This window comes from Colwellia echini (genome assembly GCF_002843355.2).
In the GTDB taxonomy this organism is placed as follows: Bacteria; Pseudomonadota; Gammaproteobacteria; order Enterobacterales; family Alteromonadaceae; genus Colwellia; species Colwellia echini.
Map to the genome: position 1 here is coordinate 1 of NZ_PJAI02000020.1, position 12922 is coordinate 12922.

General features: G+C 34.9%; 8 protein-coding genes and 4 tRNA genes. 6 read left to right on the forward strand and 6 right to left on the reverse strand.

What is annotated here, in order from left to right; translation table 11 throughout:
• Positions 1–129: 129 nt before the first annotated feature.
• The 4 genes from CWS31_RS14340 to CWS31_RS14355 all read right to left on the reverse strand — a co-directional run bounded on the left by CWS31_RS14340 (position 130) and on the right by CWS31_RS14355 (position 592).
• Positions 130–205 (reverse strand) — tRNA-Thr (locus CWS31_RS14340).
• A 16-nt stretch (positions 206–221) separates the two neighbouring features.
• Positions 222–296 (reverse strand) — tRNA-Gly (locus CWS31_RS14345).
• A gap of 75 nt (positions 297–371) precedes the next feature.
• Positions 372–456, reverse strand: a tRNA-Tyr gene (locus tag CWS31_RS14350).
• Between the two features lie 60 nt (positions 457–516).
• Positions 517–592: transfer RNA gene (locus CWS31_RS14355), tRNA-Thr, on the reverse strand.
• Positions 593–949: 357 nt separating this feature from the next.
• Between CWS31_RS14355 and CWS31_RS14360 the strand changes: the two genes are divergently transcribed.
• The 5 genes from CWS31_RS14360 to CWS31_RS14380 all read left to right on the forward strand — a co-directional run bounded on the left by CWS31_RS14360 (position 950) and on the right by CWS31_RS14380 (position 9759).
• Entirely contained in the window at positions 950–1954 is a 1005-nt protein-coding gene (locus CWS31_RS14360; RefSeq protein WP_170252893.1) for a choice-of-anchor A family protein, read from the forward strand.
• A 148-nt stretch (positions 1955–2102) separates the two neighbouring features.
• Positions 2103–4967 (forward strand): XrtA/PEP-CTERM system TPR-repeat protein PrsT, encoded by a 2865-nt coding sequence (prsT, locus tag CWS31_RS14365; protein ID WP_101344510.1) that lies wholly within the window; start codon positions 2103–2105, stop codon positions 4965–4967.
• A 506-nt stretch (positions 4968–5473) separates the two neighbouring features.
• Positions 5474–5737: a DUF3302 domain-containing protein gene (locus CWS31_RS14370; RefSeq protein WP_101344511.1), complete on the forward strand. Its 264-nt coding sequence runs from the start codon at positions 5474–5476 to the stop codon at positions 5735–5737.
• Entirely contained in the window at positions 5737–6693 is a 957-nt protein-coding gene (locus CWS31_RS14375) for an HlyD family secretion protein (RefSeq protein WP_101344512.1), read from the forward strand. Before CWS31_RS14370 ends, CWS31_RS14375 begins: the two co-directional genes overlap by 1 nt.
• Positions 6694–7254: 561 nt before the next feature.
• Positions 7255–9759 (forward strand): hypothetical protein, encoded by a 2505-nt coding sequence (locus tag CWS31_RS14380; RefSeq protein ID WP_101344513.1) that lies wholly within the window; start codon positions 7255–7257, stop codon positions 9757–9759.
• A 324-nt stretch (positions 9760–10083) separates the two neighbouring features.
• Here CWS31_RS14380 and CWS31_RS14385 read toward each other — a convergent pair whose 3' ends face one another.
• Both CWS31_RS14385 and CWS31_RS14390 read right to left on the reverse strand, forming a co-directional pair.
• On the reverse strand, positions 10084–10764 hold the full coding sequence (locus CWS31_RS14385) for a DUF2726 domain-containing protein (RefSeq protein ID WP_101344514.1): 681 nt from the start codon (positions 10762–10764) through the stop codon (positions 10084–10086).
• 287 nt (positions 10765–11051) lie between these two features.
• Positions 11052–11696: a dUTP diphosphatase gene (locus CWS31_RS14390; protein WP_101344568.1), complete on the reverse strand. Its 645-nt coding sequence runs from the start codon at positions 11694–11696 to the stop codon at positions 11052–11054.
• Between the two features lie 300 nt (positions 11697–11996).
• Between CWS31_RS14390 and CWS31_RS14395 the strand changes: the two genes are divergently transcribed.
• Positions 11997–12851, forward strand: a complete 855-nt coding sequence (locus CWS31_RS14395; protein WP_101344515.1) for a choice-of-anchor L domain-containing protein — start codon at positions 11997–11999, stop codon at positions 12849–12851.
• The last annotated feature ends 71 nt before the right edge of the window (positions 12852–12922 follow it).

Here is a 12922-nt window from a genome sequence, read left to right on the forward strand (position 1 = left end):
CCAACGTTAACATGCGGTTTTAGACGTTCAAATTTTGCTTTAGCCATTTTTCAATACCTCTGGGTATAGTAATAATATACTGTTTAAATTTATTTTTTAATGTGAAATGAGGATAGATTAATCTAGGAATGGTGCTGATAGGCAGATTCGAACTGCCGACCTCACCCTTACCAAGGGTGCGCTCTACCAACTGAGCCATATCAGCATTCATATACAAAGATTGGAGCGGGTGGCGGGAATCGAACCCGCTTCATCAGCTTGGAAGGCTGAGGTAATAGCCAGTATACGACACCCGCTTTTCTATCAATTCATCTCTGTTTTTGATTTATCCTTATCTGCCTTTACAGCTTAAACAAGCATAAATCGAAATATGGTGGAGGGAGGTGGATTCGAACCACCGAAGGCTGAGCCGTCAGATTTACAGTCTGATCCCTTTGGCCACTCGGGAACCCCTCCACATCAAGCCATACCTTTAATTAAAGGTACCTTATAAAACTTGTGCTTTATAAGTATTAATGGTGCCGACTGCCGGAATCGAACTGGCGACCTACTGATTACAAGTCAGTTGCTCTACCAACTGAGCTAAGTCGGCACTACATTAAGTGGTGCGAATTCTAGTGTAATGTTTTCCGCCTTGCAATAGTTAAATTCAAATATATTACGTTTTTTTTATCTTTATTGTTTGTTTGATGGTTTTTTACGCAAAGAATGCTTCTTTTCCCTACTTATCCGTTTAAAAACAGGCTATGGCTCAAATAATTAAAGTAAATTTATACTATTAAAGCCCTCTATTTAAGACTTTTCATCAGTAACTCGCAATCAGCTTTGCTGAATATATAGAATATATATTCTAATCTTTACTTAAATCACACTAACGGTTAAAATATGCGCCAATATAATCATGTAATATGCCTTCATATTACAGCTATACATTCTTTAAGAGATAACCGTGACCAAATTTACCGCTATTTTATCATTATTAACGTGTTTTTCATGCTCCGTAACTGCAGGCTCTTTCGTATTACAAGACTACAATGTTGTAACAATAGAAGACTTTCAAACAAGCTCTCATGTTGATGGTAAAGTTTTTGTGGGTGGTGATTTAATTGCCAATTCAAAAATAGGTGTGGGTGAGCATTTAACTTCACCTTATGCAGGTGCTACATTACAAGTTGCGGGATCTGTTCAAGGCAGTTCAGGTATTAGTGTTAAAGGTAGTATGGAGGTTGGAAGCAGCAATTCACTTTCTACTTTTGATAATGGCCATAAGGTTCGCGTTAATAATCAGGAAATTCAAAACTCTTCAGGCATATCCATTAATGCTGATTTAACTACTACCGCTATAAATTTTAAAAATGAATTAGAACAAGCATCAACATCATTTCAAAATATGGCTAGCACTAACAACACCATTACATATAAAGAAAATAAAAAATATACACTAACGGTTGATGAGTCGTTAGGCGCTGATGATTATGCGGTATTTGATTTAGATTCAATGAACAAGTTCTTTAGTAATAGCGCTAATCAAGAAGCTGAAATTATCGCCAATAACATTAATGATATTGCTGGTATTATTATTAATGTTAGCGGTACTACGATAAACCAAGCGCAGAACAACAATATGCTAGGTAATATATTCTCTAATTTTAGAGAAAAAATATTATGGAATTTTTATGAAGCAACAACCATTACTTTAAGCGCTAATAATTTCATGGGTACTTTACTTGCGCCTTTAGCAACAGTAACAGCTATGGGCAATATTGATGGCGCTGTTGGTGCTTATTCATTAATTACTAATCGTGAAATACACTTAGTGGGTAGTGAAGTTAGCCCTACACCTTTAGTTAAAGTAAATGAACCAGCAACACTGCTATTATTTGGTTTTGCATTTATTGCACTTGCTCGTCGTTTGACTGCTAAGTCGTCTGCTACCAAGTTTTCTAATACTTAGTAATGATTACTACCTTATTCATTACTAAGTAAGTAAATAAAGAATAAACGACAACCACTTTACTCACAGCCAACTATTATTATTTTTAACGAGTAGATTACAGTGTTTGCGAAAACCATCGCTGTTTAGCTTGTTTTCGGAGCGCTAAATGTTTAACAATCTACTCGCTTTTCTTTTTCAAAAAGCACTTTTCTTCAGTGTAAAAACCCGTGTATTCCTTATTTTATTTACTTTAATTAGTAGTAATGTTTTTGCGCAAAACTCGGCAATAAATCAATCTTATGAAGATGCCTTACAAGCTTTTTATCAAGCCAAATACCAAACCTCAATTATTCATTTAAAAAATATTCTCCAGTTAGACAGTAACCACTTACCTTCTAGAGTATTGATGGCTGAAAATTTGCTACAGCAAGGAAAAGCAAGTGCAGCTGAGGTGGAGCTAAAATTTGCTTCTGCTGCAGGTGCAGACAATATGAAAATAATGCCGTTATTGGCAAGAGCATATTTAATACAAAATAATTATCAATTTATCTTAGACATTTATATTCCAGAAAATAGTCCCGATAATTACAAGAGTATTATGCAAGGCTATGTTGGTTATGCCTATCTTGGTCAAAGAGATTACCCACAAGCTACTGCAGCTTTTACTCAATCACTCACACTATCTCCTAACAACGTTGATGCATTACTTGGCTTAGCTAAAGTTAGCATTCAACAAGAAGATAGCGCACATGCGTTGTCATTAATCAAACAAGTACTAACGATTGAGCCGAACAACAAACAAGCCTTATTAATGGCATCAATAACGTATAAATTAACTAATGATTTATCCGCCGCATTAACAACCATTAATCAATTAATTTTACTTGATGATAAAAATTACTCTGCTTTATTAACCCGTTCAATGCTGCTTTCTGGATTGGGAGAAGATGAACAAGCAGCTGCTGATCTCGATATTATTTTAGATCACTTTCCAAATGAACCTATCGCCAATTACGTGCGATTAATTTCAAGCCCTGCACAAGCAGATAACGAAGCTTCTAAAAAGTTAGAGCTACACTTAATGTCTATTTTGGCGTCCATACCTGCTGAATACAAAAATGAACAACCCGTTTTTTTGTTTTTAACTGGATTGGTTAACTTTCAAAATAATGCCATGGAAAATGCGCAACAAACTTTATTGAAATATCATAAGAAAGCACCCAACGATATTGCCGCAATTAAACTATTAGCACGAAGTCAAATGGCATTAGGGGATTATTTTCAGGCAAAAAAACATTTAATAAAAGCTCATTTTCTCGATGAAGCTGATGTGGAAATATGGGCACTGTTAGCGCGTACTTATATGATGACGGATGAATTAGATAAAGCAGACTTCTATTTCAAAAAAGTACACAACAGTAATCCAACTGATTTAACGGCAATAATTGATTTAGCAACATTATATTTGTTGAATGATGACGTCATTGCCATACAAAAACTACTCGAGCCTGCAACTAAAATAGCCAGCTTAAGTGATAATATTCCTCAGCAAACTCAAATATTGTTCATGTTGATTAAAGCGTTACAAGAAACCAATTCATTGGATGAAGCGATGCTTTATAGTCAGCAGCTATTAAAGGTTGCTAATAACAACACTTATGCTCACCAAATTCAGGGAAATATATTAGCGCTACAAGGTAAAATAGCACCTGCAAAAGCTGCTTTTATTCGTGCCATTGAACTTGACGAAAGCAACTTTCAAGCGGTGATGTTTTTAGCTCGCATTGAAGCTTTACTAGGTAATATCAACTCGAGCATAGCCTTACTAAAAACAGCACTTGAATCTGGGCCTAATAGCGCTTTATATATTGAGCTTGGCGATGTTTATCAGGGTATTAATAACACTGAAGCCAGTATGACTTGGTATCAAAAAGGTTTAGCTAAAAATCCAAGCAGTATATTAGCTTTAAATAAAATAGTAGCAATTCACTTAGCTGACCATCAATTAGAGCAGGCCGTTGCAATTACTGAAAATTATATACAAAAGTTTGATAATAACGAACAAGCACATTTATTATTAGCACAACTATATCAACAAAGTGGTTGGTATCAAAAAGCATTAACGCAAATGAATCAGTACGTTAAATTGGCCACCAATCGCGCCGTAGCGTTTTATCAACTAGCGCAATTACAACTTGTAAATAACGACACAAATGAAGCTGAACTGAGCTTACAGAAATCTATTGCCTGGCAAAGTGATTATCAGCCCGCATATTTACTACTCCTTTCGCTCTATAACAAGTTAGACACAGCCACAGAAGCTGAAGAGAAGTCATTAAAATTAATTAATGCTTTATCTGCCGTTTCTGCTGACAAAAGCCTCATCGCGCAATTAACAGCAGATCTTTATTGGTCAATTAACCAAGAAAATAAGGCATTAAATCTTTATCAGCAGTCTTATACTATTAAAGCCAATAGAGCCGCATTACTTGGTCTTTTTCGCATCTATCGCTCTAATAAACAATACGTTCAAATAAGTAAATTATTAACTGAATGGTTAAACAAAAATCCTGACGATCTAACCTTAGCAATATCTTTAGCTGAAAATTATCGCCTAATGGGTGATTTAGCTAAGGCGAGTAGCTATTATCAAACGCTTGTTGAAAATAATAGCGACAACCCGGTGTTATTAAATAACGCAGCAATAGTTTATCGCGAACTAAAACAATACGACCAAGCCGCAGAATTAATAGACAGAGCTTATCAATTGATGCCACAAAACATCATAATTCTAGATACCAAAGCTTGGATTGAATTTCATCGCGGTAATGTCAATAATGCACTCGCACTATTACGTAAAGCGAACACCTTAGATTATGAGAATGCTGAAGTTAAATACCACTTAGCGGTTACCTTAGCTGCGTTACAACGAAAAACAGAAGCTCGAAAATATTTACAAGAATCCGTTAGCAGTGAGCAAACTTATCCTGAAAAATCGCAAGCAAAAGCATTATTATCCTCTTGGCGTTAAAATAAGTCGATATACGTATGGTCATGTAACTTTAACTATCGTAGTCTCGTAGTTAACTATCTAACATGCTATTAAATCGATATATTGTTTGCTGTTCGTATTAAATTGTATCAAAATTTAACTAACTTGAGTTCAGGATAATGAAATTGTAAAGTATAAAATATCAATTATTTGTACTAAAGCATTTACAATAGTTTTAGTTATTCGTAGGTCAAGGCGAGAAAGCGAAACCAATAACGAGTTATTGGTAGTTTTCTTAACGAAGAAATACGGATAAATAAGGCTGTTGTAGCACTTTGCTTATTCTAAAATCAGGTTAACTAAACACCTAAAATAGACTTTATAAATAGGCGCTAAGCTAGATTAGGTTCAAGTTATACCATTTGAAAAAGATTAATTTATTATTTCAATGGGTATTAATCAAATATCAGTCAAATAAGTACAAAGGCGGATTAATAATTATTTATTAACCTAATAGAAAGTCAATAACTTAAAAGTACAAAAAAATGAAACTACTTTGTTTATTCTTAATTATCGCGGTTATCGTAATAATAATCGTCGGTATTGTTTTAATACATGATTTACCTTCAAAAGTTGCTATTAAACGCGGTCACCCTCAAGCAGATGCCATTATGGTTTGTAGCCTTTTAGGTTTATTAATATTTCCTTTTTGGATGTTCGCTTTGTTATGGGCATACACAAAACCTGTGTTGAAACCAATTGAGTTAGAGCAAGCGCCTAAAGCAACCCAAGCAGAGGGAAGTATCTAATGGAAATTATTGTAACCGTTGCTTATTTTTTCTTAGTTCGATTTATTTTTGTTGATTACAAGATTCTTAAATGGAATTTAGCTTGGGGCATAATTGTTTTTGGTATATATAGTGGTGCGGCTTTAACCGAAATAGTTTTCCTTGGTCAATATGCCCCCTATAGCGAGCAAGTATTTGTTGAGCGCCGCGTTGTACAGGTAGCTACTTATATGGGCGGGCAAGTTGAAACCGTACATGTAAAAGCTAACACACCAATTAAAAAAGGTGATCCTCTTTACACTTTAGATAAAACGCCAGTGCAAGATAAACTAGACGCAGCTAAAGCATTATTAGCCGAAGCAAAAACTGCACTTGATAACACCAAAGCGCTAGTTGACCGTAAAGTAATGGCTGCAACTGAGTTGCCCCTAAAACAAGATGCTTATAATGAAGCGTTAGCTAATGTAAATACCTATAAATATGAACTGCAGCAAGTTACAGCTTACGCGCCAAGTGATGGTTATGTGGTAAATCTGCAGTTACATGAAGGACAATTCGTGCGCTTAAAAGCCCCAGTGATGACATTTGTAAGTACTGATGAAGCTTGGTTAGTAATGAAAGTACGTCAAGCTGGTAGTCAAAACATAGCGCCAAACCAAGATGTTGAATTTGCATTAACTATGTATCCTGGCCATGTGTTTAAAGCAAAAGTAGACTCGTTGGTTAAGGGTGTAGGTGAAGCGCAATTTGATATCAGTGGAAAAATAGCACCGGTTGAATCAGTAAGAGGTATTGGCCATTTCGCTGTTGTGGTAAATCTTGATGAAGAAGAGTTAGGTAAAGAAATGGTATTTGGCGCAGGTGGTATAGCTGCAATTAATACTGGCGAAGGCGCACCAGTATTCTGGTTATTACGCCGTATCGAAATTCAATCAGAAAGTTTACTGAATTACGTATACAACCCTTTTAAAAGTTAACTCTTAGCTTAATTGTTATTGAGGTATTTTACAGTAACACTACTCAAGTAATTACTTAGCGCTTACCTCGCAATCAATACTTAAAACGGCTTATTATGCACTTCGCGTAATAAGCCGTTTTTTGTTATTAATTAATAATATGTTAATTAATAACTGTATAGCTCTAGAATATAATCAGCTTTATTAAGGTCAGCTCAGAGCCTTTGGCGGTCAAAAATAGTGGCTAATATTCACTTCAATTATTAGCGGAAAAGATACGAAATAGAACATTCTATTTGGCTTTTCGATTCGTTATATTGGATTCTATTTCAATTAGTTTTCGATGGTTATTTGGGGTAATTCTTCGGTATTTATCTTTAAAAATTAAACATGTAGTTGTGCTGGTGACTAGTATAACTATATTTTTAAGTTACTGAAATGGTGAGATAACAAAGGATACTTAATCTAATATTGCTGGCTTAGATAGGGAAATTACTATTGCAAGCTTGTTATTTTGTTTGAATTGCAGACAATTACTGTATCTGTTATTGTTTAATTATTATAAAAAATAGGGTTCGTCCTATGCCTTTTAAAAAGCTAGCTTTACCACTACTTTCTTTACTTTTAATAAGTTGTGGGGGGGGGGGAGGTAGTGATTCGCCTAAAGAGCCACCACAACCGACGGCACCCCCACCTGTAGTAACATTAAGTGTTGATTCAGCTTCTATTGATGAAAGCAGCACTATTGTTATTACCCACTCCGCAAAAGATTATCAGGATACTACAATTACTTCTGAATTGAATTGTGATGTGGGAACGTTAGATGGTAACAACTACACTGCGCCAAGTGTTTCAACCGAAACTACTGCAACTTGTACCGCAACAGCTACTGATAACGGTAATAGAAGCACAACGGAAACACTCTCCTTAACAATCAATGCATTAACACCTGCTTTAGCATTAGCTAATGGTGTAACAAGTGCAACTACCGCAAAATTAACAACAATTGATGTTTCATTTGCAGACGTTTCAGAAGGTTTAATTGATGCGACATTAAATGGTGAAGCAATAAAGCTTGGAGTAACATCTGATCGACAACTAGTTTATTTTCCTTCTTTTTATGCTAGTGGAACACAAACTTTAATAATAGAACTTGAAGGAGAAGCCGTAACTTATCAATATAATGCGACACCTTCTATTGATATTATTAGTGATACATCAGCTTATGTTACAAACTACATAATACAAGTGCGCTCAGAAGTTGATGAGAAAATAGCGATAGCTCAGTCAAAAGGAATATCATCTACTGAAATTGAAAAACTGAACGACATCAAAAATAGTTTTGATGTTTCTTTAATATCGGAGCTAACCAGGGATGAAGTAGACCTTCTCGCCTATTTAATATATCAAAATATTAGTAAACTTTATGCAGATGAAAATACTGTAAATAGCAATGCATATTATGGCAAATCAAATTATTCATTGATGTCAGCTAAGAATTCCCTATCCTCTTGCGAAAGTACTGCCGCTTTGATAGTCGCTTCAGGTGGTACGGCATACTTGACAACATCTGCAACCTTAGCTTTAGCAGCAACAGGGGCTGGAATTCCAGTTGCGAGCGCTACTATATTAGGCGCTGCAGTGTCATGGAATGTTTTAATTCACTCTGTAGATAGAATGGGTGAATTGTGCTTTGAATGGGCGGAAACAGATCTTGATAATATTAATTCGTTTGAAAAGCAAAATTTAACCGCTAGAAATACATCAATTAAGCTATCAACACCAATAAAAACAACTAAAGTGGAGAATGGGACTGTAGACTTCTTCCACAACGAAGAAAGAACATTTGTAGCTACACGTAAGTATCAAATTTTAACTGGCGCAGAAAATCATGTTACTTCAATTATAAATGCTGTAAATAAGGTAAGAGGCCCAATTATAGAATTGGTTAATCTTATTGGTGAGAACAATACGCCTGCATTCTTACTCAGTTATATAGAAAATCCAGTAGATATTAATGATTATTTATATGAACAAATAGATCCATCGTTTCTGACAATGTCTAGTATATCTTCAGCAGATGTTGATGGTTATATGATAGTGGACGGTAATAGTTTTGATTTAAATTTTGATATACAAGACTTAGATATAGGACATGTACCATTTCAATTTTCATTAACAGATAGCAGTATAAATGGCACTACAGTTATAGATGCTGAAGTCACGTTAAACCCACCTATTGCTTACAGTGAAACATTTGTCGCAGTTATTGGTGAAGATATGACTGCACGATTACAAGCTGATTTTGAAACGGGTTTTGAAATTAAAACTCCACCTCAGTTTGGTACACTTGATCTCAGTCCTTCCTTTAATTATCCAGGTGGAGGTTTGTTTACTTACACATCAGATGAAACTATAACTGAAGATACTACCGATACCTTTACCTTTGTAGCAACAAATGGTTCTTCGAAAAACAATGGTGAATCAAATATTGCGACAGTTACTTTACAGTTCGATAAGTGTACAACAAGTATACATTCAGACCATAAGGCTTTAACCTGTAAATCCCCTGATTATGATATTTACGAAAGATTATATATACGTGATGATCAACCAGAACGATATCTTGAGTTAGATATTGAGAAGCGTTTTAAAGTAAGAAGCGCAAGTGGAGCATATATCAATGACAAGGCTATATATCGATTGAACAAATCAAAAGAGTTAATTTATATAGCTACACAACAACAGAGTCACCTAATTTATAAGAATTTTAGTTGGGAGAATATAAATGACCAAAGCATATCAAGTAAAATTATCTACCACTCTAATGAATCTAGTTTTAGAGTTTATGATTTTGAGATCATCTGTGTTTATAAATCTTTAGCCCAAGACAGTTTACCTAATCGATTTCTATCAGAATATACCTATGATTCAATAACTAGGGGTGTTATCGCATATAGATTTGATAATGGTAATTTAAATGGTGAGGATTGCCCAAATCGAACTAATATTCATGTTTTAAATGAAAATCCTATACCTATAGAAGACTCTGTGTTGTACGGACAATGGAAAAAAGATAACCCGTAAAAATATTATTACTGACTTTGACTGCTTGGTGGCTTTGCTCTCTATCTGGAACAAGGTAAATTGAACTCTATAAACAGCTTCAATGTCCGCCAATGCTAACGTCCGCAACTGGCTAGCAGTTGTCTTAAAGATCAACTAACTTCTAATGACCGCTATGTCGGATTTGCTGCCGTTGACTTTTTATCACTTTGATATTAATGAGACATTTAAAAAAAGAGGTAAGCGATTAATCTAATCACTTACCTCTTTATCTATTTAAGTATTTAAGTATTTAAGTATTTAAGTATTTAAGTATTTAAGTATTTAAGTAAACTTTATACCTGCTTAATGAGACAACGACGTTGTTTGCATATTACCTATTTGCCCCTGCATAGAAGGTATCATTGGTGTTTGCTCATCAAGCTGAGCTCTTGCAGCCGCGGCTGATAATGCGCCAACCGATTTATTTCTTGCTCTTACCATAGGTGCAGGAATAATTCGTCCTTTCACTTTTGGTTGCGGCGCAAAATTTGCTGCTGTTTTACCTAGTAAACGGGTATGAATACAGGTTCTAATTTCTTCTAGTGTGTAGTTAGCTTTTACTTTTATACGAAGATGTGGAATTGACGCTGCTTCTAAACTACCGCTAACAAACCAATCTTTTTTGATTTTGTAACCTCGACCTTGTGTATCAACTAAATCGATAGCGCCAAGTAACTTCATACTAGCGCGATCACAAATCACAAAATCTAAATATTTTGTTTCGGCGCTTTTGGCTGCACTTTGACTGGCTCGGCTTGAAACCCCCTGACGAATAGTGACTACATCACTTAATCTAACACGATTTAAAACGCGATATTGTCCACCCAAAGCTTGTTCAACTAGGTTTTGAAAGTTCTTTTCCGCAGGTGTAAAAATGGCTTTTTTACTATCAAAAGGAAAAGGAAAGCTATTGTCATTTAAGCGACTAGCTAGCACAGCAACGATTACCACTAAGGTAATTAAGGCAAATAATATCAGTTCCATAGTCTTCTCCTGCAATACCAACGATTTTTATGACGGTATATCAAATTATTGACGCTTTCTCTGTTATAGAGGGTAAACGTACTATTTACATTGAATTAAGCAGAATATGTGCCAATGATCATATTGTTCGATATATAAATATGATTTTAGCTAAGGAAAAATAGACTATTAAAAAAGATCTGATAAATAATTATAAGGCTACTTCAAAAATGAATTTAATACTGTATTTTAAAGGAGAGTATCAGCGCAGCAATTGAATACTGCGCCTAAATATCTATATGTAAAACTTAAACTGGGTATTTTTCTTCTAACGCTTGGTATAACTGTTGTTGAAAACCATCTGCACTAACGTCAAGTGTCGCAACAAGTTTTGCTAATACTTCGTTATCTTCTTCACCATGCCATTCTTTAATGTAGCTACCTTCTTTATAGCCGTGATCTTGACGGAAAAAGTTTAACGTGTTTTTACCTACGTATTGTCTGAACAATTCGTCTAAATCCATATTCATTAATGACATACAATCAGCAAGGGCTTTTGCGTCAAAAGATTTTTTAGTAACCGCAGCTGAGGCTAAGTTCTCTAAAGCTATTTTAAAATCACTTTCGGCCGTACCTTGATGTAATTCTTTAGCAAGTTCTGTAGCAATAGACTCAGCACTTGCGCCAGACATTAAGCGTAAACTTAAACCAAAATGAAAAATATCAACCAGTTCTAATTGTACTTGAGCAACGTCAATTTCTTGGTGTTTCCACCATTTCCAACCATGATGATCTAACATCTCAGCACACTCAACCCAAATAGCACGGTACCATTCATAACCGTTTTCACGCCATGTGTCACTAACACGGCTATTCATTGCATCCTGCATGCGCAGCATTTCGCTAATTTGTTTTTCAGCTATAGAAAGTGCCGTTGATAATTTTTCGCTCATGATTGTCTCAATAATAAATATTAGTGCGGTCATTTTGCCTAACAGATCTGCAAGTGACAAGTTATTGATGTGGGTTTTATTTAAAGAAAGCTTTAATCATTTTTTATGATTAGCAAACTCTACTCATCACTTATAGTTTACACACCTAAAAAAACGTCAATAAAATTTACACTTTTTTAACCCAAATAAAACAAATGCTAAAAATCACCTTAAAATCATACCGTTAAAAAACCGGTACACTTTGTGCTTTTGCTGGGTTTCTTTATAAAAATGTAACAAAAATCAATTCAAAGGATGAATATGAATATCAAAAACTTAAAAAATACATTAACCACTGTTATTTTGTCAACTACATGCTTTATTAACTCTGCCCATGCAGGTTTAGTGGTAACACAAGACAACAATGCAAATACTCTCGTTAGCAATATTTTAGGCTCAGGTGTGAGCACCTCAAATATATCTTTAACTGGCGCTAATAATGCATTTGGAACTTTTACTGGTGGAGCAAGTGCTGGTATTGGCATAGAAAGTGGTATTATGCTTTCAAGTGGTTTAGTAACAAGTGCTGTTGGACCGAACTCAAGCACAGGTACATCGACTTCTTTTGGCACCCCTGGTGATGCCCAACTAAGCTCTTTTGCTGGTAACACTTTTGATGCAGCAACATTAACATTCGATTTCGTTAGTGATGGCGGAAATATTTTCTTTAATTATGTTTTTGCATCTGAAGAATATAATGAATATGTAAATAGCAATTTTAACGATGCGTTTGCCTTCTTTTTAGATGGTTCTAATATTGCTCTGATTCCCGGAACAAATACACCAGTTTCAATAAACAATGTAAATGGCGGTAACCCAGTCGGAACAAATGCCTCTAACGCTCAATATTTTAATAATAATAATAACAATTTATTTGATATAGAATATGATGGCTTTACTGATGTGTTTACTGCTTCATTTTCTGGTTTATCCGCCGGCACACATTCTATTTCACTAAAAATAGCGGATACTGGTGATAACTCTTTGGATTCAACTGTATTTATTCAATCAAATAGTTTTTCTGATACTCAATTAAATCCTATTCCAGAACCCGCTACATTAGCAGTTTTTGCAGTAGCATTATTCGGTTTACGATCTAGAAAGATTAAAAAGTAATAGTATTATCTATTAGCTAAAACTTAAGTGACAATAGATAGCTACTACTTATTGTCACTTTTTTATATTAC

Bases quoted from the DNA above. Each gene is read 5' to 3' on its own strand.
- CWS31_RS14385 (WP_101344514.1), bottom strand. From the start codon at position 10,764: ATGGAACTGATATTATTTGCCTTAATTACCTTAGTGGTAATCGTTGCT.
- prsT (WP_101344510.1), top strand. From the start codon at position 2,103: ATGTTTAACAATCTACTCGCTTTTCTTTTTCAAAAAGCACTTTTCTTC.
- CWS31_RS14390 (WP_101344568.1), bottom strand. From the start codon at position 11,696: ATGAGCGAAAAATTATCAACGGCACTTTCTATAGCTGAAAAACAAATT.
- CWS31_RS14380 (WP_101344513.1), top strand. From the start codon at position 7,255: ATGCCTTTTAAAAAGCTAGCTTTACCACTACTTTCTTTACTTTTAATA.
- CWS31_RS14395 (WP_101344515.1), top strand. From the start codon at position 11,997: ATGAATATCAAAAACTTAAAAAATACATTAACCACTGTTATTTTGTCA.
- CWS31_RS14370 (WP_101344511.1), top strand. From the start codon at position 5,474: ATGAAACTACTTTGTTTATTCTTAATTATCGCGGTTATCGTAATAATA.
- CWS31_RS14375 (WP_101344512.1), top strand. From the start codon at position 5,737: ATGGAAATTATTGTAACCGTTGCTTATTTTTTCTTAGTTCGATTTATT.